This is a genomic window from Wenxinia marina DSM 24838 (assembly GCF_000379485.1).
In the GTDB taxonomy this organism is placed as follows: domain Bacteria; phylum Pseudomonadota; class Alphaproteobacteria; order Rhodobacterales; family Rhodobacteraceae; genus Wenxinia; species Wenxinia marina.
Genome location: NZ_KB902281.1, coordinates 1 through 23,486, shown reverse-complemented (window position 1 = coordinate 23,486; position 23,486 = coordinate 1). Strand labels below are relative to the sequence as shown.

Here is a 23,486-nt window from a genome sequence, read left to right as displayed (position 1 = left end):
TCCGGCCTTGAGCCGGGGCCCCGACGTGACAGAGTGCTGGACAGGGCGAGGCCCCGGCTCAGGGCCGGGGCGGGGTCTCTTGCAGATGCAAGGCTTGACCGAACCCCGCGCAGCTGAGCGCCGCCCCTCTCCCCGTCCGCAGCCTACCAGCCCGGGATCGGGCTGACCGTCAGGTTCTGGTACATGCCGAACATCGCGGTGACGAAGATCGACACCATTCCGATCACCTGCGTCCACAGCCGGTGCCGCGTCAGCCGCTTGAACAGCGCCTCGCCCGTGGGCTGCTCGGCCTCGATCCGGCGGGCGGTCGCGATGCTCATCGCGCCGACGAGGCTCATCGGCAGGGCGAGCAGGACCACGGCCTGCGCGAACTCCACCCAGTACCAGAAGGCGAGGACGAGGAGCGCGGTCATCAGGAAGGCGCCGAACCCCAGCAGCCACAGCCCCGACTGGCGCGTGATGTAGAGGATCCGGTTGACCATCACCCGGACCATGTCCTCGAGGTCGGCCGTCGCCTGCCCGCCGTGCCGGCGGGCGCGGATCAGCATGTCGTAGGGGATGCCCATGACGTAGTGGCTGGCCGACGACCACATGACCGCGAGGACGATCCAGAACCACAGGTTCGAGAACGACCGCATGTCGATGACTTCGAAGAGGGTCTGGGTAAAGGTCACCGGGATCGGTCGGTTGCTGGCAGCGGCGGCCTCTGGCGGGCCGGTTCGCGCGGACCCTAGCGGCGGCCCCGGCGGGCCGCCAGACTTGCCGCCGAGGCCGATCCGTGCGAGCGCTCGGGGTGTGACATGAAAGGCAGTTTCCGCATGGTTACGCCCCTCGTACAGTTTCCCGCGCCCTACCCCGCCGCCCGGATGCGCCGCGTCCGCCGCACTCCGGCCCTGCGCGCCATGGTGGCCGAGAACACACTTTCTCCGGCCGACTTCATCTGGCCGGTCTTCCTGATGGAGGGCCGCGACGAGGAGACGCCCGTGCCCTCGATGCCCGGCGTCGTGCGCCGCACGGTCGACCGGATCGGTGCCGCCGCGCGCGAGGCGCAGGCCCTCGGCATCCCGGCGATCTGCCTCTTTCCCTACACCTCGATGGAGGCGCGCACCTCCGACTGCGCGATGGCCTGGGATTCCGACAACCTCACCAATCGCGCGATCCGCGAGATCAAAGACGCCTGCCCCGACATCGCGGTGATGACCGACATCGCGCTCGACCCCTACAACATCGACGGCCAGGACGGGTACGTCCGGGACGGCGACGTGGTGAACGACGAGACGGTCGAGGCGCTGGTGAAGATGGCCCTGGCGCAGGCGGAGGCGGGGGCCGACATCCTCGGCCCCTCGGACATGATGGACGGGCGGATCGGCGCGATCCGCGGGGCGCTGGAATCCGAAGGCCACCGCGACGTCGCGATCCTCAGCTACGCCGCCAAGTTCGCGAGCGCCTTCTACGGTCCGTTCCGCGATGCCGTCGGCGCGTCCGCCGCGCTCAAGGGCGACAAAAAGACCTACCAGATCGACCCGGGAAACGGCGACGAGGCGATGCGCTGCGTCGCCCGCGACCTCGCCGAGGGGGCCGACATGGTGATGGTGAAGCCGGGGATGCCCTACCTCGACGTCTGCCGCCGGGTGAAGGACGGCTTCGGCGTGCCGACCTTCGCCTACCAGGTGTCGGGCGAGTACGCGATGCTGCAGGCGGCCGCGCAGAACGGCTGGCTGAAGGGCGAGGCGGTGATGATGGAGAGCCTTCTCGCCTTCAAGCGCGCCGGCTGCGACGGCATCCTCACCTACTACGCCCCCGCGGCGGCCCGCCTGCTGAACGGCTGAGGCCGCCCGCCGTCAGCCCAGTCCCAGCCGCTCGCGCATGAAGGCCAGCGCCACCTGCAGGCCGTCCGGCGCGATGCCGTGGGCGGTGCCCTTCATCACGTGGGCGTAGACCTCGGTCCAGCCGGCCTCCTGCAGCGCCTGCGCGGCGTCGGGCAGCGACTGCGGCGGCACGACCTCGTCCTGGTCGCCGTGGACCAGCAGGACCGGCGGGCGGCTGACCACCTCGTCGGCGAGCAGCTCCGGCTCCAGCAGGCGGCCGGAGAAGGCGACGACGCCGGCGACCGGATCCTCGCGGCGCGGTGCGACATGGAGCGCCATCATCGTCCCCTGGGAGAAGCCGAACAGCATGACCTGCTCGGGTAGCAGATCCTCGTCCACCATCACGCCGTCGAGAAAGGCGTTGAGGTCCTCGGCCGCGCGGACGGCGCCAGCGCGGCTCTCCTCCTCGCTCGACCCGTCGATCCAGGGGATCGGGAACCACTGGAACCCGAACGGCGCCCCGGCGCAGGCCTCGGGCGCGTCGGGGGCGAGGAACAGCGTGTCGGGCATGAACTCCGCCAGCGGGTCGGCGAGGCCGAGCAGGTCGGCGCCGTTGGCGCCGTAGCCGTGCAGGAAGATGACGGCCGAGCGGGTCTCGCCCGAAAGCGGCTCTCGCCGGCCGGCGTCCAGTGCGCGTGTCATGTGATCCCTTCCCTGCCCTTGGCGTGCCGGTAGTAGGCCCACAGCGCACGGGCCGCAACGCTGCGCCACGGGCTCCACGCCCCGGCCATCTCGCGGAGCGCCCTCTCCGTCGGCCGCTCGGGCAGGTCGAAGAGAAGGCGCGCCCCCTCCTGCAGCGCAAGGTCACCGGGGGCGAAGACGTCGGCGCGGCCGAGGGCGAACATGGCGTAGATCTCCGCCGTCCAGACCCCGATGCCGGGGATGGCGGTGAGAGTGGCGATCACTTCGTCGGTGGGCGTCTCGCGCAGCGCCGCATAGTCGATGCCCGCCCCGGCGAGCGCGCGGGCATAGCGCATCTTCGGCCGCGACAGGCCGACGGCGCGCAGCGTCTCGTCGTCGGCCGCGAGGACGGCCTGCGGATCGGTCAGCCCCGCCGCCTCGATCCGCGCCCAGATCGCCCGTTGCGAGGCAACCGAGACCTGCTGGCCGATGATGGCGTTGAACAGCCGGTCGAAGCCGTCGCTGGTCCGGCGCAGCGGCAGCGGGCCGACCGCCGCCAGCGCCGGGGCGAAGCGCGGCTCGGCGACGGCGAGCCACTCGGCGCCCTCGGCGACGCAAGCGTCGCCCACGATGATCCGCCCGACGCTCACAGCGGCAGGCCCCGCACCCATGCCATCGCCGCCTCCGCCGTCGTCACGCGGGGCGCGTCCGGCAGCGGCGGTCGGTCGATCAAAGCGACCGGCAGCCCGAGCGCGCGGGCGGCGTCCAGTTTCGCCCGGCCCTCGTCGCCGCCCGAATCCTTGACGACAAGCCAGTCGACGCCGGTCAGCGCGAACAGCGCCTTCTCGGCGTCCAGCGTGAAGGGCGGGCGGCCGACGACGTAGTCCCCTCCCTCGATCGGGAACGGTTCCTTGGGCGGATCGATCACCCGCAGCATGAGACGACGCCCGGCGAGCTCTGCGGCGGCGCCCAGCGATTGCCGCCCGGTGGCGAGGAAGACCGTCGCGCCGGTGGGGATCAGCCCGGCCGCGTCCTCCAGCCGGGCGATGCGGGTCCAGCGGTCGCCGTCGCCCTCCTGCCAGCCGGGGCGGAGAATCTGCAGGTAGGGGACGCCCTGCTCGGCGCACAGTCGCCCCGTGCGATCGGTGATGCGGGCGGCGAACGGGTGCGTGGCATCGACCACGGCCGTGATCCCCTCGACCCGCAGGCAGTCGAGAAAGCCCTCCGCCCCTCCGAAGCCGCCCCGCCGCGTCGGCAGCGGCAGGGGCAGCGGCCGGTCCGTCGCGCCCGCCAGCGAGACGAGCGCGGGCACGCCGGCGCGCGACAGCCGTTCCGCCATCTCGCGCCCCTCTCGGGTGCCGGCGAGGAGGAGGACCTTCACGCCTCGGCCTCCGCCAGGATCGTGCCGTCGCGGGCGACCACGACGACGCCGAGGCGGACCGGGGTCTCCGGCCGGAGCAGGCGGAGCGCTGCCGCGGCAGCCTCGCGGCCGACGATGTCCGCCAGATGCGGGGCCAGCGTCAGCGCCTCCAGCGCGGTATTCGCGCCCTGCACCCGCGCGTCCCCCGCCCACTCCGCCAGCCGGCCGAGATCCACCTGGCTGCGCCCCGAATGCAGATCCCCCGCCCCCTGCGCCAGCTTCGCCAGCTTGCCGATGCCGCCGCCGATGGTGATCCGCTCCACCGGGTGTCGGCGCAGGTACTTCAGCATGCCCCCCGCGAAGTCGCCCATGTCGAGCATCGCATGGTCCGGCAGGCCGTACCGCGCCTGCACCGCCCTCTCCGACGTGGCCCCGGTGCAGCCGGCGACGTGGGCCTGGCCCGAGGCGCGGGCCACGTCGATGCCGCGGTGGATCGAGGCGATCCAGGCGGCGCAGCTGAACGGGCGGACGATGCCCGTCGTGCCGAGGATCGACAGGCCCCCTTCGATGCCGAGGCGGGGGTTCCAGGTCTTCGCCGCCAGCGCCGCGCCGCCGGGGACGGAGATGGTGATCTCCACGTCCGGCGCCCGCCCGTGCTCGGAGGCGAGCTCCGCCACCACCTCGTCCATCATCGCCCGCGGCACCGGGTTGATCGCCGGCTCCCCCGGCGGGATCGGCAGGCCGGGTTTCGTGACGGTGCCGACGCCCTCGCCCGCGCGGAAGATCACGCCGCCCTGCGAGCCGGCCACGCGCGCCACGATCATCGCGCCGTGCGTCACGTCGGGGTCGTCGCCGGCGTCCTTGACGATGCCGGCCTCGGCCCAGCCGTCGCCCTCCGCCCTGTGCGCCACCGCGAAACTCGGCGTCTCCCCTTTCGGCAGGCGGATCGTCACCGCCTCGGGCCAGCTCCCGCCCCAAAGCCGCGTCAGCGCAGCCTTCGTCGCCGCGGTCGCGCAGGCGCCGGTGGTCCAGCCGCGGCGGAGGGGGGTGTCGGTCATCGCCGCGCGACACTAGCGGGACGCACCTGCGCCGCCAATGGTCGCGCCCGCGCTTTGCCGCAGCGGCGCGAGGTGGCATGACGGGGACATGAGCGAGTCGACTCTTCCCGCCGGCCTGCCGGTGTTCCAGCCCGGATGGGTCTGGCTGTGCGGCGCCGGGCCGGGCGATCCGGGCCTGCTGACCCTGCACGCGCTGAACGGCCTGCGGCAGGCGGACGTGGTGGTCTACGACGCGCTCGTCGACACCACGATCCTAGACCTCGCGCCGGGGGCGGAGCACATCTACGCCGGCAAGCGCGGCGGCAAGCCGTCGGCCAAGCAGCGCGACATCTCGCTGCGGCTGGTGGAGCTGGCGCGGGCCGGCAAGCGCGTCCTGCGGCTGAAGGGCGGCGATCCCTTCGTCTTCGGCCGCGGCGGCGAGGAGGCGCAGACGCTGGTCGCCCACCGCGTCCCCGTCCGCGTCATTCCGGGCGTGACCGCGGGAATCGGCGGCCTCGCCTATGCCGGCATCCCGGTCACCCACCGCGACGTGAACCAGTCCGTCACCTTCGTCACCGGCCACGACCAGTCCGGCGAGGCGCCCTCCGCCCTCGACTGGGACGCGATCGCCCGCGGCAGCCAGGTCATCGTGATCTACATGGGGATGAAGCATGTCGGCCGCATCGCCGCCTCGCTGATCGGCGCAGGCCGCTCGGGGGACGAGCCCTGCGCGGTCGTCTGCGAGGCCGCGACGCCCCGCCAGCGCGTGCTGGAGACGACCCTTGCGCGGCTGGAGGCGGACATCGACGCGGCGGGACTGGAGCCGCCGGCGATCCTGTGCGTCGGGCGGACGGTCCTGCTGCGGCAGGTCCTGGCCGAGCCGTGGGAGGCCGCCGACGCCGATCCGCTGGGCACGCGGCGGCTCTCCGATGCGGGCTGAATGCCCGGCCTGATCGTCGCCGCCCCCGCCTCGGGAAGCGGCAAGACGCTGGTGACGCTTGGCCTGCTGCGGGCGTTCCGGGACCGGGGCGTGGCCGTGCGGGGCGCGAAGTCGGGGCCGGACTACATCGACCCGCGTTTCCACGAGGCGGCCTGCGGCGCGCCGTCGGTGAACCTCGACGCCTGGGCGATGTCGCCGGCGCGGCTGCGGGCGCTGGCGGCGACGGACGACCTGCTGATCGTCGAAGGTGCGATGGGACTGTTCGACGGCGCGGCAGGCGGCGGCGGATCGGTCGCGGATCTCGCGAAGGTGCTGGGCCTGCCGGTCGTGCTGGTGGTGGACGCTGCGCGGATTGGCCAGTCGGTGGCGGCGCTGGTGGCCGGTTTTGCGGGGTTCGACCCGGAGGTGCGGATCGCGGGCGTGATCCTGAACCGGACGGGGTCGGAGCGTCACGTGAGGATGCTGCGGCAGGCTCTTGATTCCCTTGACGTCCCCGTCCTTGGCGCCATCCCGCGGGATGCCGCGCTCGCGCATCCTTCCCGCCACCTGGGCCTCGTCCAGGCGGAGGAGCGCGACGACCTCGACGCCTTCCTCGCCCACGCCGGCCGCACCGTCGCGGAGCGGATCGATCTCCATGCGCTGGAAGGGCTGGCGCGACCGCCGACAGGCGGAGCCGTGCCGCCCCGGCGCCGCCCGCCGGGCCAGCGCATCGCCGTGGCCCGCGACGCCGCCTTCGGCTTCAGCTATCCCCACCTCCTCGCCGACTGGCGCGAGGCAGGCGCCGAGATCGCCTTCTTCTCGCCGCTCGCGGACGAGACGGTGCCGGGGGCGGATTTCGTCTATCTGCCGGGCGGTTATCCGGAACTTCACGCGCAGCGCCTGAGCGTGGCGCAGACTTTCATGCAAAGCCTGAGGAAAGCCTCTCAGACGGCTGATGTCGTGGGAGAATGCGGCGGCTACATGGTTCTGGGCGACGGTCTCGTCGACGCGGCCGGAACGCGGCATGCGATGGCGGGCCTGCTGCGGCTCGAGACCTCCTTCGCTGCCCCCCGGCTGCACCTCGGCTATCGCCGCGCGCGTGTCGTCGCCGGGCCGCTCGCCGGACCCTGGGCCGCTCACGAGTTCCACTATGCCCGGACGCTCCGCGCCGAAGGCGACCCGCTCCTGACGGACGTGAGCGATGCCGAAGGCGCCGACCTCCTCGACGCGGGCCTGCGGCTCGGCCGCGTCTCCGGCTCGTTCCTGCACCTGATCGAGCCGATGGACCTTCCTCCGGCGGGGGCGTAACCGGGGCGGCATGACCGACGCCGCCCTTTCCGCCGACACCGACCGCCGCGCCCGGCGCAACGTCGGCGTCCTGATCCTCGCGCAGGCGCTGCTGGGCAGCCAGATGCCGATGCTGTTCGTGATCGGCGGCCTCGCCGGGCAGATGCTGGCGCCGAACCCGTGCCTCGCGACGCTGCCGATCTCTCTCATCGTCTTCGGCTCGATGACCACCGCGCCCTGGCTGAGCCCGCTGATGCAGCGCCGCGGCCGGCGACTCGGCTTCCAGATCGGCGCGGCGGGCGGGTTCCTCGGCGCCGCGGTCTCGGCACTGGGCCTGTCGGTCGGCAGCTTCGGTCTGCTCCTCGCCGGCAGCTTTCTGACGGGCATCTACATGTCGGCGCAGGGGTTCTACCGCTTCGCCGCCGCCGACGCCGCCTCGGCCGCGTTCCGGCCCAAGGCGATCAGCTGGGTGATGGCTGGAGGCCTCGCCTCGGCGCTGATCGGGCCGCAGCTGGTGAAGGTGACGGACGACCTGACGGCGATCCCCTTCATCGGCACCTACGCCGCCGCGATGGCGATCAACGCCCTCGGCGTGTTCCTGTTCTTCGGCCTCGACCTGCCCGCCCCGCGCCGCGCCGCCGGCGCGGTGGCCGACGCCGGACGCTCGCTGGGGCAGATGATCCGCACCCCCGGCATCGCCGTCGCGATCCTCGTCGCCGCGGTCAGCTACGCGCTGATGAACCTGATGATGACCTCGACGCCGCTGGCCGTCGTCGGCTGCGGATACACCCGCGACAACGCGGCCGACATCGTGTCGGCCCACGTCCTGGCGATGTTCGTCCCCTCCTTCTTCACCGGCAACCTGATCGCCCGCTTCGGGGCGACGCGGATCGTGTCGATCGGCCTCGCGATCCTCGGCGCCTCGGCCGCGGTCGGCCTCGCGGGGGTCGAGCTGACGAACTTCTTCGGCGCGCTGATCCTCCTCGGAATCGGCTGGAACTTCGGCTTCATCGGCGCGACGGCGATGCTGACCGCCCGCCATATCGACGCCGAGCGCGGGCGCATCCAGGGACTGAACGACATGATCGTCTTCGGTTCGGTCACCCTCGGCAGCCTCGCGTCGGGCGGGCTGATGAACTGCGCCGGCGGCACGGCCGAGAGCGGCTGGGCGGCGGTGAACATCGCGATGGTCCCGCCGCTGACGCTGGCCGTCGCGGCGCTGCTCTGGCTGTGGCTGCGCCCCGTTGACCGGGACGGCGCGCGGGCCTAGAACGGAAGCGGAACATCGCGAGAGGGCGGCGGTGCATACGACGAATTATCGCAACACGCTCATCACCGTCTCCGCCGACACGCGGGCAAGGAGGGCATCGGTTCCGAACCGTCCCGGCACGGTGGCCGAGCGGCAGTACCGGATGATCGCGGCCGCGCCCTACGCGCTGACCAGCGACGACGTGATCGCGACGGTCGAGGCGGATCGCAAGGACATCGCCGAGGCGGAGCGCGCGGCATTCCGCGCGGACTACTTCGCGACCGGCCGCGCCTGCCTGCGCACCTCGCCGCTGGTGAAGAGCTACGGCTGGGGCATCCACCACGATGCCGAGGGCCGGGTCGCGCTGGTGGCCCGCGACTCGGCGGACTACGCCCGGCTGGAGGCGGACCCGGCCGTCGCCAAGGTGCCCGGGATGCGCTCGTCCCGCGCCTGACCTACCAGCGCCCCCGCGCCGCCGCCCAGGCGAGCGAGGCGCGGCGGCGGAACTCCGACACGCCGAGGCCGCCCTCGAGCACCCGCTCGGGCCGGGCCGCCGCCTGCCGCAGGATCGGCCCCGCAAGCCATGCCGCGCGAAAGGCCGGAACCGCCTCCCCGACCCGCGCCGCCCGCGCCCGGCTCAGCGCCGCCAGCCCGTCGCGGGCGAGGGTGGCGACGGCCTCCGGCTCCGCCGACGGCAGCGGCCTCTGGCCCCGCCCCCGCAGGTCCGGCACCGCCTGCAACCACGCGGCAAGGCCCTGCGCGAGGCCGGCGTCCCGCGCCGCCAGTTCCAGCCCCGCCGGCGCGCCGAGGGCGAGCGCGGAGAGCCACATCAGGTGCCCCGCCGTCGCGCCCAGATGCTGCATCAGCGCGTCCGCGTCGGCAAAGTCCTCCGGCCACAGATCCCGCCGGCGCGCCTCGGCCATTCCGTCAAGCAGCCATATCGGCAGATTTCGCTCTGCCACGACCTCCGCCAACGGCGCGACGACCTCGTGCGCCCTGGGCGGCTTGCCCTCGCCGATTTCGGCCACCGCGTCGCGCCACCATTGCAGCCGCATCTCGCCGATCATCGGCTCGGCCGACACCCAGGGCGCGCGGGCGATCTCGACATTGTAGGCGTAGAGCGGGAAGAGCGCGGCGCGCGCCTCCACCGGAGCCGCCATCGCGGCGAGAAAGCGGTCGGGGTCGCCCCTGCGGACGATCTCGGCGCAGGCGGCAACGGTCACACCGGGGCCGCGAGGATGAAGAGATAGCCGGTCTCGTCGGCGTGCCGGCGCCAGGCCGTCGCCTCTTCGAGGGCCAGTCTCGCCGCGGTACGCATCGTCCTCGAGTCGGTCGCGCCGATCAGCTCCTTCGCCCGCGCCTCGAGGGGGCCGTAATACGCCTCCCACCCTTCGGGGCCGACCGGCCACTGGTCGCGGACCCACCAGCCGGCGGCCGCGACCGCGTCCAGCACCGCCGCCACGGGTTGCGCCTGGTAGCCGCCCCAGAACGCCCGCGCCTCGTCCGACGGGTCGTCCGAGAAGAACACCGGATGCGAGAAGGCGACGTGCCCGCCGGGCGCCAGGGCGCCCCGCCACGCCTGCAACGCGGCCGCGATGCCGACGATGTAGACGGCCCCGGCGCTCCAGATCAGGTCGTACGGCCCGCCGAGGTCCCGAAGATCGCCGACCCGCACGTCGACATCCGGATGCGCGTCCCGCACCGTCCCGACGAACGGCGCGTGCGCGTCGACCGCGCTGATGCGCACCTTCGGAAACGCGGTACGCAGCGCCGCGAGATCGCCCCCAGGCCCGCAGCCGGCATCGCAGAGCCGGGAGACCTGCCCGACCGAAGCCGCCACCCGCGCGACGTCCGCTTCGCTCCCCGGCCCCTCCCGGGGCAGCCCCTTGTGGACGGCGAAGAAGCCGCTCACGCAGCCGCCCCGACCGTCCCGAGGTCGCGCACCAGCTTCCAGGTCACCGCATCCAGCAGCGCCTCGAAGCTGGCGTCGACGATGTTCGCCGAGACCCCGACCGTCGCCCAGCGCCGCCCGGTGGCGTCGGACGAATCGATGATGACCCGGGTCACCGCCTCGGTCCCGCCGTTGGTGATCCGCACCTTGAAGTCGACGAGGTGCATGTCCTCGACCACCTCGGAATGGGGGCCGAGGTCGGACTTGAGCGCCTGCCACAGCGCATTGACCGGCCCCGCGTCCTGCATCTCCTGCGCGTGCTCGTTCTTGAAGAACGAGGTGCGCTTGGACCCGTCGGGCAACTGGACCGTCACGACCGCCTCGGATTCCACCACCACCTCGCCCCGCGCATTGCGCCGCCGTTCCGAGATCACGCGGTAGCGCTCCACCTCGAAATAGCGGGGCAGCTGCCCCAGCTCCGCCCGCGCCAGCAGCTCGAAGCTCGCCTGCGCGGTGTCGTAGGCGTAGCCCTCGGCCTCGCGCGCCTTCACCCGGTCGAGGATGGCCGGCAGCGCGGCGGCGCCCGGCGCCACCTCCAGCCCCGCCTCGGCGAGGCGGCGGCGCAGGTTGGACTGCCCGGCCTGGTTGGACATCGGCACGATGCGGACGTTGCCGACGAGGGCGGGGTCGACATGCTCGTAGGTCGAGGGGTCCTTGAGGATCGCGCTGGCGTGCAGCCCCGCCTTGTGGGCGAAGGCGGCGCCGCCGACGTAGGGCGCCTGCTTCAGCGGCACCCGGTTGAGGATGTCGTCCAGCAGCCGCGACGCGCGGCTGAGGCCCGCCAGCGCCTCCATCGTCACGCCGGTCTCGAAGGCGCTCCGGTAGGGCTCCTTCAGCAGCAGCGTCGGGATCAGCGTGGTGAGGTTGGCGTTGCCGCAGCGCTCGCCGAGGCCGTTGAGGGTGCCCTGGATCTGCCGCGCCCCCGCATCCACGGCGGCGAGGGTGTTGGCGACCGCGTTGCCGGTGTCGTCGTGGGTGTGGATGCCCAGGCGCTCGCTCGGGATGCCGGCGGCGATCACGTCGGCGACGATCGCGCCCACCTCATGCGGCAGCGTGCCGCCGTTGGTGTCGCACAGCACGATCCACCGCGCGCCCGCCTCGTGGGCCGCCCGCACCGCCTCCAGCGCATAGGCGCGGTTCGCCTTCCAGCCGTCGAAGAAGTGCTCGGCATCGAACAGCGCCTCGCGCCCCTCGGCGACCACATGGGCGACGCTCTGGCGAATGTTCTCGGTGTTCTCCTCCAGCGAGATGCCGAGGGCGGTGGAGACGTGGAAATCGTGCGTCTTGCCGACCAGGCAGACGGCCGGCGTGCCCGCATTCAGCACCGCCGCCAGCACCTCGTCGTTCTGCGCCGAGCGTCCTGCCCGCTTGGTCATGCCGAACGCCGTCAGCGTCGGCCGCATCGTGGGCGCGGTCTCGAAGAACTCGCTGTCGGTCGGGTTCGCTCCCGGCCAGCCGCCCTCGACGTAGTCGAGGCCGAGCTGGTCCAGCACGCCCGCGATCCTGACCTTCTCTCCGGTCGAGAACTGGACCCCGTGCGTCTGCTGCCCGTCCCGCAACGTGGTGTCGTAGAGATAGAGCCGTTCGGTCATCGCGCCCGCCCCCTGCTCCTATCTTGCTGCAAATACCTCTCGGGGGGGCGTGCGCCAGCACGCGGGGGGCAGACGGCCCCCCTCCCCGATTGCCGCCCCGCGCTCACGTCAGGGCCCCGAGCTTGCCGGCATCGAAGCCCGCGCCCGGCACGAGGTCGACGCCGCCCTTCGACATCCGCACCTCGACGCCCGCGGCGGCGAGGGCCGCCTTCATCGCGTCCACGGCGGCGAAGTCCTTCGACGCCATCGCCTCGGCCCGCAGCGCCGAAAGCCGCTCGGCCAACGGCCCGAGGTCCGGCGCCGTCTCCCATCCGCCGAGGTCGGTCCCGAGCAGCCCCAGGAGCGCGGCGGAGCTCGCGAGGCTTGCGGCGTCGCCCTCTCCGGCGAGGCGGTGCAGGACGGCCAGCGCGCCGGCGGTGTTGAGGTCGTCCGCGATCGCGGCCAGCACCTCGGGATGCGGGGCACCGGGCTCGACGCCGTCCGTCAGCGCCCGCCACTTCCGCAGCGTCGCCTCCGCCTCCTCCCGCTTCTTCTCCGTCCAGTCCATCGGCTTGCTGTAGTGCGTTCCCAGGAACACGAACCGGATCACCTCGCCCGGCACGCCCTGGTCCAGCAGGTCGCGGACGGTGAAGAAGTTGCCGAGGGACTTCGACATCTTCTTGCCCTCCACCTGCAGCATCTCGTTGTGCATCCAGACCCGGGCGAAGCCGGCGTCCGGATGGGCGCAGGAGGATTGCGCCAGCTCGTTCTCGTGGTGCGGGAATGCCAGGTCGATGCCGCCGCCGTGGATGTCGAACGTCTCGCCCAGCAGCTCTCCGGCCATGGCCGAGCATTCGATGTGCCAGCCGGGGCGGCCGCGGCCCCAGGGGCTGTCCCAGCCGGGCAGATCGGGAGTGGAGGGCTTCCAGAGGACGAAGTCCATCGGGTCCTCCTTGTACGGCGCGACCTCGACGCGGGCGCCCGCGATCATGTCGTCGACCGAGCGACCGGAGAGGCGGCCGTAGGCGGGGTCGCTGCGGACGCGGAACAGGACGTGGCCTTCGGCTTCGTAGGCGTGGCCGCCGTCGATCAGCTCCTCGATCATCGCCACCATCGGCGCGATCCACTCGGTCGCCCGCGGCGTGTGGGTGGGCGTCAGCGCCCCCACCGCCGCCATGTCATCGGCATACCATTGCGCCGTCTCGTCGGTGATCTCGCGGATCGTCCGCCCGCTCTCGGCCGCCCGCGCGTTGATCTTGTCGTCGACGTCCGTGATGTTGCGCACGTAGGTGACGTGCTCCGCCCCGTAGACGTGGCGGAGCAGCCGGAACAGCACGTCGAACACCACCGCGGGCCGCGCGTTGCCGAGGTGGGCGCGGTCGTAGACGGTGGGCCCGCAGACGTACATCCGCACGTTCCGCGGATCGAGCGGCTCGAACGTCTCCTTGCGCTTCGTCAGCGTGTTGGTCAGCCGGATCGTCGTCATGGGACCTCTCGCGGGGTTCGCCCGCGGGCCTGACTGATTTCAACCGGTTTGGGAAGGTGTGAAAGAGCGGCCCGCGACGTGGTGTCAGCAGGGAATGATGCAGCCGATGATGCAGATGCTCTTCATGCGGCCTTCTTAGCCCTCTGCGTCCATCGCGTCCAGCATTTCGGCCAGCCTGCGGACGGTGTTGAGGTTGCGGGCGGTCATGTCGGTGCCTTTGAGGACCTTGTCCAGCCGCTCCGCCAGCTTCGAGCGGCCGATGCCCGAGGGCGCGTGCAGCCAGGCGCGGCGGCCGTCGACCTTCAGTTCCTCGTCGTCGGCCTTCCAGCGGTGGTAGGCGTCGATGTCAACCTCGGGGGCGTCCCAGAGGAAGAAGACGTGGACATGGCTGCCCTCCTCGGGCTCGAACGGGCAGTCGGCGAGTGCCGCGTCGAGGTCCACCTTCGGCAGCACCATGACGGGCGTGTCCACGCCCGCCCGATCCTTCAGCGCCGTGCGGAGGTCCCCGGCCAGCGCGTCGTCCTCGCCCGCGGCACGGAACACCATCTGGCCCGAGGCGATGTAGGTCTGCGCGTCCCGCCACCCCAGCCCCTCGGCCGCGGCGCGCAGATCCGCCATCGCGACCTTCACGCCGCCCACGTTCACCCCGCGCAGCAGCGCGACCCATCTTGTCATGTCCTCGTCCATGCCCCAGCCTGACCCCATGAGCCGGGCCACAGTCAACCGCATCTGCGAGACCTTTCCGGGCGCCGAGGTGTCCGACCCCTGGGGCGGCGGGCACGACGCGTGGAAGGTCGGCGGCAAGATGTTCGCCTGCATCGGCGCGGTGAACGAGGCGGTCGCGGTGAAGTGCGGATCGGTCGAGGAGGCCGAGCACCTGAACGACCTCTTCGGCTGGCCGAAGGCGAAGTATTTCCACCGCAGCTGGGTCGAGATCGCACTCGATGGCGGCGCGGACGAGGCGCTGCTGCGGCACCGGCTGCTGGTGTCCTACCGCACGGTCCGGGCGGGCCTGCCGAAGAAGACGCAGGCCGCGCTGCAGCCGGTCCCCGAAGCCTGACCGGCAATTCCCGGCCCCGAGTACACGTCGAGGCGGCAATACAAGGGCCGACCCGTCCCGGGCCCGACCCGGGCCCTCGCGTCGCCGGGCGCCCGGTCTTCACGAGGCCCCGGCTCAGGGCCGGGGCGGGCGTGTCGTGGCAGAACGGGCGGGTCCCCGGGGCGTCCGCCCCGAGGGCTCGGCGCGTCACCATGGGACAACCCGTCCCGGGCCTGCCCCGGGACCTCGCGCCGCGACTCCTGCCGCCCCGGCTCAAGGCGGGGGCGCGGCTCCCCGTCCCCGCAGCAAACCCGTCCGGGCCTGACCCGGGACCCCGCCCGCCGGGCGCCAGCCCCATGATGGCGAGGCCCCGGCTCAAGGCGGGGGCGCGGCTCCCCGTCCCCGCAGCAAACCCGTCCCGGGCACTGACCCGGGACCTCGCTCCGCCGGGCGCCTGCCCCGGGACCGCGAGGCCCCGGCTCGAGGCCGGGGCGGGTTGTGTTGGGTTGGAGCGGCGGCTCGTGGTCAACGGGCCGGGTCGTCCGAAACCGCCTCTTGGGTTTCGGCGCCCTTCCCCCTCATCCGTAACTCACCACCTCGATCTCGATCCCGTTCTCCTCGCGGAAGTAGAACCGTCGTCCGGGCTCGTAGTCGGCGTGGCTGTGGGCCTCGTAGCCGCGGGCCGTCACCCGCGCTTCCGCGGCATCCAGGTCGTCCACGACGATGCCGATATGGTTCAGCCCGCCTTTCGTGACATAGCTGTCCGGCGCGGCCGACTGCCCCCGCGCGGCGGGGCCGGCGTAGAGGGCGAGATAATCGTCGTCCGTGCCGACATGCACCGACCGGCCGCCGTGGATCGACGGGCCCGACCAGCGGACGTGCCAGCCGAACAGGTCGCTCAGCATCGCGGCGGTGGCGTCGGGGTCGGCGACCGTGACGTTCGCGTGCTCGATCCGGCCGGCCATCACGCGGTCCTCCGGGCGACGGCGTCGATCAGGCGGCGGACGAGGCGCCGGCGCTGGCGGCGGGCGCCGTCGGTCACGGCGTCCAGGCAGCCGCAAGCGTAGTCGAGCCCCCAGCCGAGGCCGTCGCGCTCGATCAGGCGGGCCTCCAGCGGGTTGGCGCAGATGCGTATCGTCATCGTCTCTCTCCTTTGTGTGGCGTTCGGGACGACTCATGTGTAATTTCTCAAGCGCACTTCAGATCAAGGACCATCTTCCTTGCCCCGTCCCCTGCCCTCGCAAGGCCTCGCCATCGGCGACCTTGCCGCCCGCACCGGCCTCGCCGTGTCGGCCATCCGCTTCTACGAGACGCACGGCATCCTGGCGCCCGTGCGCAACGCGGGCGGCCACCGGCGTTACGCCCGGTCCGACATCCGGCGCCTGTCCTTCGCCATGGCGGCGCAGAAGCTCGGCCTGCCGTTGGCCGAGATCGCGGGGCACCTGAAGGACCTGCCGCCCGACCGGGCGATCAGTCAGGCGGACTGGACACGCATCTCGCGGGACTTGCGGGCCGGCATCGACGCCCGGATCGCGGCGCTCACGCGGCTGCGGGACAAGCTCGACGGGTGCATCGGCTGCGGGTGCCTCTCGCTCGACCGCTGCGCGCTCTACAATCCCGACGACGCGCGGGCGGACGAGGGGCCGGGGCCGGTGCTGCTGGAGCGCGATTGACAGCACGCGCCCTCCGGGGCGAGGTGCGCGCCATGACCCTGTCGAGACGCATCACCACCCTCACCACCGGCGGCGACGACGGCTGGGGCCTCTATCGCCGCGCCCGCGCGCTGAAGGAGGCCGGCCAGCCCATCGTCGAGCTGACCATCGGCGAGCACGACGTGCCGACCGATCCTTCGATCCTGTCGGCGATGGATGCGGCGGCGCGGGGCGGACACACCGGCTATTCGCCCATCGCCGGCTCCGCCGCCCTGCGGGAGGCGATCGCGGAGCGGGTGACGCGGACCACCGGGGCGGAGACGCGGGCCGAGAACGTCCTCGTCACGCCCGGGGGGCAGGCCGCGCTGTTCGCCGCGCACATGGCGGCGTGCGATCCGGGCGACCGGGCGCTGTTCATCGACCCCTACTACGCCACCTACCCCGGCACCGTCCGCGCCGCCGGCGCGATCCCGGTCGCCGTTCCCGCCCCGGCGAGCCGCGGCTTCGTCCCGAACCCGGCCGCTCTGGCGGAGGCGGCCCAGGGGGCGCGGAGCCTGCTGATCAACACGCCGAACAACCCGGCAGGCGTCGTCTACGACCGCGCGGCGCTGGACGGGATCGCCCGCGTCGTGACGGACCGTGGCATGTGGCTGATCTCGGACGAGGTCTACGACGCGCAGGTGTGGGAGGGGGCGCACCTCTCGCCCCGCGCCCTGCCGGGGATGGCGGAGCGGACGCTCGTCGTCGGCTCGCTGTCCAAGAGCCACGCGATGACCGGCAGCCGCCTCGGCTGGGTGATCGGACCGCCGGACGCCATCGCCGCGATGATCGACCTCGCCACGCACACGACCTACGGCATCCCGGGCTTCGTCCAGCAGGCGGGCCTCTACGCCCTGCGGCAGGGGCCGGAGTTCGAGGCGCGGATCGCCGAGCCGTTCCGGCGGCGGCGGGAGATCACGCGAGACCTGGTGGCGCGGCAGCAGGCGGTCGGCCTCGCGCCGATGGGCGGGGCGATGTACGCGATGCTGGACGTCCGCGCGACAGGGTTGTCGGGCTCCGACTTCGCCGAGGGGCTGCTGGACGCGGAGGGCGTGGCGGTGATGCCGGGCGAGAGCTTCGGCGCCGCGGCGGCGGGCCATGTCCGCGTCGCGATGACGGTCGAGGATGCGGCCTACGCGGACGCGCTGGGGCGGCTCCTCGCCTTCGCGGCCGCGCGGGCGGGAGCGCGGAGAGGTGCGGCACGATGACGATGGGAGAGCAATTCCGGGCGCTGCACGTGCCCGGCCGGCCGTTCATCCTGGCGAACGCCTGGGACCGCGGCTCGGCGAAGATGCTCACGGCTTTGGGGGCGCAGGCCATAGCGACGTCCTCGGCCGCCCATGCCTTCACCCTCGGCCGGCCGGACGGCGGGACGGTCAGCCGGGATGAGGCGCTGGCGCACGCGGCAGACCTCGTGGGGGCGGTGACCGTGCCGGTGCAGGGCGACTTCGAGAACGGCTTCGGCGAGAGCCCGGAGACCTGCGCCGAAACGGTGCGTCTTGCCGCCGAAATCGGACTTGCCGGGATCTGCATCGAGGACACGGCGCTGCCGGGCGAAGACGCCTACGCGTTCGACCTCGCGGTGGAACGTATCCGGGCGGCCGCCGCGGCGGCCCGCGCGCTGCCGGACAGCTTCGTCCTGACGGCGCGGGCGGACGGCGTCCTCACCGGCCGCTACGACGTGGACGAGGCGGTCCGGCGGCTCACCGCCTTCGCCGCGGCGGGCGCCGACTGCCTGTACGCGCCGCTGCTGCCCGACCTCGCGACCGTGGGCCGCGTCTGCTCTGAAGTGCCGGGGCCGGTGAACGTGCTGATCGCGGGCGCGATGCGGGGCCATACGGTGGCGGAGTTCGCGGCCGCCGGGGCGGCGCGGTTGTCCCTCGGCTCGTCGCTGGCGCGGGTGACGCACCGCACGATCCGCGACGCGGCCGAGGAGATGTTCGGGGACGGGCGGTTCGAAAGGCTTGGCAATTCACTCGGCGGGGATATCGTGGACGCATTGCTCACGAAGGAGTGACCTTCAGACATGCGTTTCCTGATCCTGACCGTCGCCGCCATTTTCGCGGCCCTGCCTGCCCTCGCGCAGGTCTATCCCACACGGGGCGAGACCCCGATCACCGATGACGCCGACCTCCTGACCCCGGTGCAGGAGGCCGAACTGGCCGAGCGCCTGATCGCCGTCCGGCAGGAGGAGAATGCCGAGGTCGTCGTCGTCACGCTGCTCAATTCCGGCCTCTACACGATGGGCGAGGAGGTGTCGGACTACGCCCAGATGCTCGCCGGCGAATGGGCGCTCGGCGACCAGACCGAGGGTCGCTGGGCGATGCTCCTCGTCATCTCCGAGGACCGCGACCTTGCCATCCGGCTCGGCCCCGCCTTCGCCGACCTCTCGGAAGAGGCGCAGGGCATCATCGACGACGAGGTTGTGCCGGCCTTCCAGGACGGCGAGTTCGCGCAAGGCATCACCGCCGGGGCGGACGCCATCGTCAGCCGGATCGTCGCGCCGACGGTCGCCGCCGAGGAGACCCCGGTTGCGGCGGCCGAGCCGGTGGGCGCGGCCGGGGGCGACGCCGAGGGCGGCGGCAACGCGCTGTTGTGGTTCGGCGGGATCATCGTGGCGGCGGCGGCCGGCATCTGGGCGCTGATGCGCCGCTCGGCCGCCAAGCTCGCCGCGATGCCCTGCGCGGCCTGCGGCAAGACCGGCCTGACGCGCGAGCGGGTCACCCTGCAGGAGGCGACGGTCGACCACGCCGGCCGCGGCGAAGTCCGCACCACCTGTCCGCATTGCGGCCACGTGGAGCGCGAGGGCTACACGATCCCCAGGGAAGAGCCCGATCCGGCGCGGTCCAGGGCCACCTCGGCCAGCGGCGGCGCACGGCCGACCGGCAGCCCGGCCATGACGGCCGCCGCGGTGCCGGCCAGCGGGGTGGTGCCGACGGAGGCGAAGACGTCGGCGAGCGGACCCCAGGCGCGCGAGGCGACGACGTCGGCGAGCGGCGCGGTCCCGCGCGAGGCGACGAAATCGGCCAGCGGGACGCAGCCGCGGGAGGCGACGAAGTCTGCGGGCGGAGCCGAGCCGCAGGACGCGACGAAATCGGCTGCGCGGACGGAGCCGGAGCCGGGCTCCAAGGCCCCGGGCAAGGCCGGCGCGAAGCCGGCCGGCGGCGCGAGGCCCGCGTCCAGGTCGACGGACGCGCCCGACGACGACAAGAGCGGCGGCGCGAGCGGCAGCTGGTAGCGGTCAGGGAGGCGGTCAGCCGGAGAGGCCTACCCGCCCCGGCCCCGAGCAGGGGCCTCGCTGCGGATGGGCCAGTGCCCAGAGGGTCGAGGTCCCGGGTCGAGCCCGGGACGGGTCGGCCCCAAATGCTCGGCGTCGCCTTCCATCGACGGCGACGGCGCTCACGCCACCACCAGCTCTCCCGGCCGGCTGAGCGTGCCGCCCCCCACCGCCGCCCGCACTCCGGTCGTCCCCGGGGCCGAGGTCGGCAGGCCGCGCGCCACCCGCACGGCGAGATAGGCGAAGGCCTGCGCCTCGAGCATGTCGCCGTCGAGGCCGGCGGCCTCGACCGGCTGGACCGGGCAGTCGACGCCCGCCTCGATCATCGCCATCAGCACCGGGTTGTGCCGCCCGCCGCCGGTGACCAGCAGCCGCTCGGGCGGCGCCGGGCAATGTTCCATCGCCCGCATCACCCCCGCCGCCGCGCAGGCGGTCAGCGTCGCGGCCGCGTCGGCGTCGGACAGCGGCGCCACCGCCTCGGCGAGCGCCGCGAAGGCGTCGCGGTCCAGCGACTTCGGCGGCATCCGGTAGAAGTAGGCATGGCCGAGGAAACGCTCGACGATGCGCTCGTCCACCTCGCCCGCCGCCGCCAGCGCCCCGCCCTCGTCGCGCCGCTCCCCCGTGCGGCGGGCGACGAGATCGTCGATCGGCGCATTGGCCGGCCCCGTGTCGAAGGCCAGCAAGGCACCGGTATCCTCGGGACGCGCGGCGGCGGGGTCGATCCACGTCAGGTTGCCGACGCCGCCGAGATTCAGCATCGCGAGCGGCGCCGCGGCCCCGACGTGCCGCGCGAGCGCGAAGTGGAAGAACGGTGCCAGCGGCGCCCCCTCCCCGCCGAGGCGCACGTCGGCGGAGCGGAAGTCCCAGACCACCGGCCGGCCCAGCACTTCGGCCAGCAGCCGCCCGTCCCCGGCCTGCAGGGTGCCGCGGCCGCGCGGATCGTGCGCCAGCGTCTGGCCATGGAAGCCGACCACGTCCACGTCCTCGAACGTCGCCAGCAGCTCGGCATGGGCGGTCTCGACCACCTCGGCCGCCGCGTCGACCTCCGGCCCCTCCCAGCGGCCGAGGGCGGCGCGCAGCACCGCGCGCTCGTCGTCGGAATAGGGTCGGTAGGCGGCCTCGCCGAAGCCGGTCACGGTCTCGCCGTCGGTCTCGATCATCGCGGCGTCCACGCCGTCCAGCGAGGTGCCCGACATCGCGCCGAGCGCCCTCACCGGACCCCGCCGCCACGGGTCGTCTCTGCCAGCGCCCATCCCGTGCCCCGCTTGCCCCGCAAAGGGCGGTTCCCCCCGCCCCGGCTTCGCCCTATAGAGTGCGCCGACCCGACGGGAAGACGCAAGTCGGGGACATGCAAGGTGCGAGGCGGCGAGAGGCGATGACCTACCATCCCAAGTCCGAGTTCATGGCCACGATCATGCAGCGCGGCTTCCTGGCCGACTGCACCGACTATCAGGGCCTCGACGAGCGGCTGTCGCGGGAGGTCGTCACCGCCTATGTCGGCTACGACGCGACGGCGGCGTCGCTGCATGTCGGCCACCAGGTGAACATCACGCTGCTGCGCTGGCTGCAGAAGACGGGGCACAAGCCGATCACCCTGATCGGCGGCGGCACGACGAAGGTCGGCGATCCGTCCTTCCGCGCCGACGAGCGTCCGCTGCTGACGAACGAGCAGATCGACGCCAACGCTGACCGGCTGAAGACGGTGTTCACCCGGTTCCTGTCCTACGACGACGGCCCGACAGGCGCGCTGATGCTGAACAACGCCGAGTGGCTGGACGGCCTCAACTACCTGTCCTTCCTGCGCGACATCGGCCGGCATTTCAGCGTGAACCGGATGCTGTCGTTCGAGAGCGTGAAGTCCCGGCTCGACCGCGAGCAGTCGCTGTCGTTCCTGGAGTTCAACTACATGATCCTGCAGGCCTACGACTTCCTGGAGCTGAACCGCCGCTACGGCTGCCTCGCCCAGTTCGGCGGGTCGGACCAGTGGGGCAACATCGTCAACGGCATCGACCTGACGCGCCGGGTGCTGGAGCACGAGATCTTCGGCCTGACGACGCCGCTCCTGACTACGTCGGACGGGCGGAAGATGGGCAAGACGGCGGGCGGCGCGGTGTGGCTGAACGCCGACATGCTGAGCCCTTACGAATACTGGCAGTTCTGGCGCAACACGACCGACGCGGACGCGGGCCGGTTCCTGAAACTCTTCACCGAGGTGCCGGTGGACGAGTGCGAGCGCCTCGGCGCCCTCGGCGGGGCCGAGATCAACGAGGCGAAGATCCGTCTGGCGAACGAAGTGACGGGGCTGCTGCACGGGACCGAGGCGGCGGCGGCGGCCGAGGCGACGGCGCGCGAGGTGTTCGAGAAGGGCGGCGTGGGGGACGACCTGCCGACGCTGACGCTGAGCGCGGACGACGTGGGCGAGGGCATCTCGCTGACGCAGCTGCTGGTGCGATCGGGGCTCGCCGCGTCGGGTAAGGAAGCCAAGCGCCTGATCGACAGCGCCGGCGCCCGCGTCGGCGACGAGGTGGTGAGCGATCCGGGCCTGATGTTCGACGCCGCGCGCCTCTCGGCGCCGGTCAAGCTTTCGGCGGGGCGCAAGCGCCACGCCCTGGTGCAGCTGGGCTGACCCGGTGCGGGCGCTCGCCCTTGTCCTGACCCTCGCCGCCTGTACCGGCGGCGCCGTCGTGGATCTCCGCGGCGAGGGCGAGCGGGTGGAGATCGGCGGCGACGTCTTCTCGGTCGAGCGGCAGGGCCGCACCGCCACCGTCCGCAACTTCTCGACCGGGATCGCCAACCAGGGCCGCCTCTTCCGCAACGCCGAGGCGGCGGTGGTGATGGCCACCGGCTGCGACGTCGAAAGCCTCACCCAGCGGCAGGGCGTCAACACCTACGATGCGCGGCTCGCCTGCTGACACGCTGACAAGGAGACGGGGATGTCACCTCTGAACATCGAGAAGGGCTCGACCAGCCATTCGGCCTACAACCTGCGCTCCGCCTACGGCGACGCGGTGGAGCGGCACACGCTGGCCGTGCTGGTCGAGAACGAGCCGGGCGTGCTGGCGCGGGTGATCGGCCTGTTCTCGGGCCGCGGCTACAACATCGAGAGCCTGACGGTGGCCGAGGTCGACCACCAGGGCCACCGCAGCCGGATCACCATCGTCACCTCCGGCACGCCGCAGATCATCGAGCAGATCAAGGCGCAGCTCGGCCGCATCGTCGCGGTGCACGAGGTCCACGACCTGACCGTCGAGGGCCGCGCGGTGGAGCGCGAGCTCGGCCTCTTCAAGGTCACCGGCGAGGGCGACAAGCGGATCGAGGCGCTGCGCCTGGCCGAGATCTTCCGCGCCAACGTGGTGGATTCCACGCTGTCGAGCTTCATCTTCGAGGTGACGGGCACGCCCGAGAAGATCGACGCCTTCGCCGACCTGATGCGTCCGCTGGGGCTGGTCGAGGTGGCGCGCACCGGCGTCGCGGCGCTGTCGCGCGGGCAGAGCTGAGGGTCCGGGGAGACGCTCGAAGTCCCCTGCACGCAGCCTTCGAGAGATCGTCCCACGAGCGATCACACGTCCCGGGCCTGACCCACCACCTCGATCGGCCGAGCGCCTGAAGTCGCGCTTGCGTCCGATTCACCTCGGGCCCGGTCGCCGGGGCCGGAAGGCACGGACGCCACCGGCGTGCGCCCGCGAGTGCCATCGTCCCCAGTTCGTGATGTCGTGGCCTGCACCCTCCGGAGGCGCGCGACATCGAAACTGCAAAGACCTCCCACCCCCGGCTCCTGATTCGATGCTCGGCCGAGGCTGCTCCGCTCCCCAGCGCTGGACCGCCGGAAGCTGGATTTTTCCGGCCGTTGCTCCGCTCCCCAGCGCTGGACCGCCGGAAGCTGGATTTTTCCGGCCGTCTCACGATGACGGGCTGGTCGCGCCATCGGGAAAATGCATCGCGATCGGGACGTTGTATCCGATCGCGCTGTGGGGTCGGTCCTCGTTGTAGTGCCTACGCCAATCCTCGAGCTTTTCGCGGGCGTCGGCAAGGCTCATGAACCAGTGGGCGTTCAGGCACTCCGCCCGGAGCTTCGAATTGAACGCCTCGATGAACCCGTTGTCGGTCGGCTTGCCGGGGCGCGAGAAGTC

The 23,486-nt window shown here is 72.5% G+C and carries 27 protein-coding genes; 13 read left to right on the top strand and 14 right to left on the bottom strand.

Annotated elements, in window-relative coordinates:
- Positions 1-143 precede the first annotated feature (143 nt).
- On the bottom strand, positions 144-674 hold the full coding sequence (locus A37W_RS0105540) for a hypothetical protein (protein WP_018302033.1): 531 nt from the start codon (positions 672-674) through the stop codon (positions 144-146).
- A gap of 144 nt (positions 675-818) precedes the next feature.
- Here A37W_RS0105540 and hemB point away from each other — a divergent pair, with 144 nt between their 5' ends.
- Positions 819-1,829 (top strand): porphobilinogen synthase, encoded by a 1,011-nt coding sequence (gene hemB / locus A37W_RS0105535; protein WP_018302032.1) that lies wholly within the window; start codon positions 819-821, stop codon positions 1,827-1,829.
- Between the two features lie 12 nt (positions 1,830-1,841).
- Here the strand turns inward: hemB and A37W_RS0105530 are convergent, their stop codons facing one another.
- From A37W_RS0105530 to A37W_RS0105515, 4 genes are read right to left on the bottom strand one after another with little or no spacing between them, the layout of a single operon-like run.
- Positions 1,842-2,510, bottom strand: a complete 669-nt coding sequence (locus A37W_RS0105530) for an alpha/beta hydrolase (RefSeq protein WP_018302031.1) — start codon at positions 2,508-2,510, stop codon at positions 1,842-1,844.
- The gene (locus tag A37W_RS0105525) at positions 2,507-3,139 is read right to left on the bottom strand and encodes a DNA-3-methyladenine glycosylase family protein (protein ID WP_018302030.1); all 633 of its coding nucleotides are present in this window, start codon (positions 3,137-3,139) and stop codon (positions 2,507-2,509) included. Before A37W_RS0105525 ends, A37W_RS0105530 begins: the two co-directional genes overlap by 4 nt.
- Positions 3,136-3,870 (bottom strand): cobalt-precorrin-6A reductase, encoded by a 735-nt coding sequence (locus tag A37W_RS0105520; RefSeq protein WP_018302029.1) that lies wholly within the window; start codon positions 3,868-3,870, stop codon positions 3,136-3,138. The genes A37W_RS0105525 and A37W_RS0105520 overlap by 4 nt, the downstream gene beginning before the upstream one ends.
- Positions 3,867-4,907 (bottom strand): cobalt-precorrin-5B (C(1))-methyltransferase, encoded by a 1,041-nt coding sequence (locus A37W_RS0105515; RefSeq protein ID WP_018302028.1) that lies wholly within the window; start codon positions 4,905-4,907, stop codon positions 3,867-3,869. Before A37W_RS0105515 ends, A37W_RS0105520 begins: the two co-directional genes overlap by 4 nt.
- 88 nt (positions 4,908-4,995) lie before the next feature.
- Here A37W_RS0105515 and cobA point away from each other — a divergent pair, with 88 nt between their 5' ends.
- The 4 genes from cobA to A37W_RS0105495 are packed head-to-tail and all read left to right on the top strand — an operon-like array spanning position 4,996 to position 8,795.
- The gene (gene cobA / locus A37W_RS0105510; RefSeq protein WP_018302027.1) at positions 4,996-5,826 is read left to right on the top strand and encodes a uroporphyrinogen-III C-methyltransferase; all 831 of its coding nucleotides are present in this window, start codon (positions 4,996-4,998) and stop codon (positions 5,824-5,826) included.
- Positions 5,827-7,113, top strand: a complete 1,287-nt coding sequence (locus tag A37W_RS0105505; RefSeq protein WP_018302026.1) for a cobyrinic acid a,c-diamide synthase CobB — start codon at positions 5,827-5,829, stop codon at positions 7,111-7,113.
- 10 nt (positions 7,114-7,123) lie between these two features.
- Complete coding sequence (locus A37W_RS0105500) at positions 7,124-8,362, top strand: MFS transporter (RefSeq protein WP_018302025.1); 1,239 nt, start codon at positions 7,124-7,126, stop codon at positions 8,360-8,362.
- A gap of 31 nt (positions 8,363-8,393) precedes the next feature.
- Positions 8,394-8,795 (top strand): DUF6157 family protein, encoded by a 402-nt coding sequence (locus tag A37W_RS0105495; RefSeq protein WP_026198316.1) that lies wholly within the window; start codon positions 8,394-8,396, stop codon positions 8,793-8,795.
- 1 nt (position 8,796) lies between these two features.
- Here the strand turns inward: A37W_RS0105495 and A37W_RS0105490 are convergent, their stop codons facing one another.
- The 5 genes from A37W_RS0105490 to A37W_RS0105470 all read right to left on the bottom strand — a co-directional run bounded on the left by A37W_RS0105490 (position 8,797) and on the right by A37W_RS0105470 (position 14,024).
- Positions 8,797-9,564, bottom strand: a complete 768-nt coding sequence (locus A37W_RS0105490) for a phytoene/squalene synthase family protein (RefSeq protein WP_018302023.1) — start codon at positions 9,562-9,564, stop codon at positions 8,797-8,799.
- Positions 9,561-10,253: a class I SAM-dependent methyltransferase gene (locus tag A37W_RS23670; RefSeq protein WP_018302022.1), complete on the bottom strand. Its 693-nt coding sequence runs from the start codon at positions 10,251-10,253 to the stop codon at positions 9,561-9,563. Before A37W_RS23670 ends, A37W_RS0105490 begins: the two co-directional genes overlap by 4 nt.
- Positions 10,250-11,884: a citramalate synthase gene (cimA, locus tag A37W_RS0105480; protein ID WP_018302021.1), complete on the bottom strand. Its 1,635-nt coding sequence runs from the start codon at positions 11,882-11,884 to the stop codon at positions 10,250-10,252. The genes A37W_RS23670 and cimA overlap by 4 nt, the downstream gene beginning before the upstream one ends.
- Positions 11,885-11,987: 103 nt before the next feature.
- A complete protein-coding gene (gene cysS / locus A37W_RS0105475) occupies positions 11,988-13,349 on the bottom strand; it encodes a cysteine--tRNA ligase (RefSeq protein WP_018302020.1) in 1,362 nt (453 codons plus the stop codon).
- Between the two features lie 135 nt (positions 13,350-13,484).
- Entirely contained in the window at positions 13,485-14,024 is a 540-nt protein-coding gene (locus A37W_RS0105470) for a DUF1697 domain-containing protein (protein ID WP_026198315.1), read from the bottom strand.
- A 28-nt stretch (positions 14,025-14,052) separates the two neighbouring features.
- On the opposite strand from A37W_RS0105470, the gene A37W_RS0105465 reads away from it, so the two are divergent.
- Positions 14,053-14,409 (top strand): MmcQ/YjbR family DNA-binding protein, encoded by a 357-nt coding sequence (locus A37W_RS0105465; RefSeq protein ID WP_018302018.1) that lies wholly within the window; start codon positions 14,053-14,055, stop codon positions 14,407-14,409.
- 557 nt (positions 14,410-14,966) lie between these two features.
- Here the strand turns inward: A37W_RS0105465 and A37W_RS0105460 are convergent.
- Positions 14,967-15,353 carry a VOC family protein gene (locus A37W_RS0105460; RefSeq protein WP_018302017.1) on the bottom strand — a complete coding sequence of 129 codons (387 nt, stop codon included), beginning with the start codon at positions 15,351-15,353 and terminating at the stop codon, positions 14,967-14,969.
- A complete protein-coding gene (locus A37W_RS23665; RefSeq protein WP_018302016.1) occupies positions 15,353-15,529 on the bottom strand; it encodes a hypothetical protein in 177 nt (58 codons plus the stop codon). Before A37W_RS23665 ends, A37W_RS0105460 begins: the two co-directional genes overlap by 1 nt.
- Positions 15,530-15,608: 79 nt before the next feature.
- Here A37W_RS23665 and soxR point away from each other — a divergent pair, with 79 nt between their 5' ends.
- From soxR to A37W_RS0105435, 4 genes are read left to right on the top strand one after another with little or no spacing between them, the layout of a single operon-like run.
- Positions 15,609-16,061 carry a redox-sensitive transcriptional activator SoxR gene (soxR, locus tag A37W_RS0105450; protein WP_018302015.1) on the top strand — a complete coding sequence of 151 codons (453 nt, stop codon included), beginning with the start codon at positions 15,609-15,611 and terminating at the stop codon, positions 16,059-16,061.
- 32 nt (positions 16,062-16,093) lie between these two features.
- A complete protein-coding gene (locus A37W_RS0105445) occupies positions 16,094-17,287 on the top strand; it encodes a pyridoxal phosphate-dependent aminotransferase (protein WP_018302014.1) in 1,194 nt (397 codons plus the stop codon).
- Entirely contained in the window at positions 17,284-18,096 is an 813-nt protein-coding gene (locus tag A37W_RS0105440) for an isocitrate lyase/PEP mutase family protein (protein ID WP_018302013.1), read from the top strand. Before A37W_RS0105445 ends, A37W_RS0105440 begins: the two co-directional genes overlap by 4 nt.
- Before the next feature lie 9 nt (positions 18,097-18,105).
- Positions 18,106-19,317, top strand: a complete 1,212-nt coding sequence (locus A37W_RS0105435; protein WP_026198314.1) for a TPM domain-containing protein — start codon at positions 18,106-18,108, stop codon at positions 19,315-19,317.
- A gap of 161 nt (positions 19,318-19,478) precedes the next feature.
- Here A37W_RS0105435 and A37W_RS0105430 read toward each other — a convergent pair whose 3' ends face one another.
- Positions 19,479-20,609: an anhydro-N-acetylmuramic acid kinase gene (locus A37W_RS0105430; protein ID WP_081617036.1), complete on the bottom strand. Its 1,131-nt coding sequence runs from the start codon at positions 20,607-20,609 to the stop codon at positions 19,479-19,481.
- 122 nt (positions 20,610-20,731) lie between these two features.
- On the opposite strand from A37W_RS0105430, the gene tyrS reads away from it, so the two are divergent.
- From tyrS to ilvN, 3 genes are read left to right on the top strand one after another with little or no spacing between them, the layout of a single operon-like run.
- Complete coding sequence (gene tyrS / locus A37W_RS0105425; protein ID WP_018302011.1) at positions 20,732-21,982, top strand: tyrosine--tRNA ligase; 1,251 nt, start codon at positions 20,732-20,734, stop codon at positions 21,980-21,982.
- Positions 21,983-21,986: 4 nt separating this feature from the next.
- Complete coding sequence (locus tag A37W_RS0105420) at positions 21,987-22,268, top strand: hypothetical protein (protein ID WP_018302010.1); 282 nt, start codon at positions 21,987-21,989, stop codon at positions 22,266-22,268.
- 21 nt (positions 22,269-22,289) lie between these two features.
- A complete protein-coding gene (gene ilvN / locus A37W_RS0105415) occupies positions 22,290-22,853 on the top strand; it encodes an acetolactate synthase small subunit (protein ID WP_018302009.1) in 564 nt (187 codons plus the stop codon).
- Positions 22,854-23,255: 402 nt separating this feature from the next.
- Here the strand turns inward: ilvN and A37W_RS0105410 are convergent.
- A partial coding sequence (locus A37W_RS0105410) for an integrase core domain-containing protein (RefSeq protein ID WP_018302008.1) occupies positions 23,256-23,486 on the bottom strand: 231 nt, incomplete at its 5' end.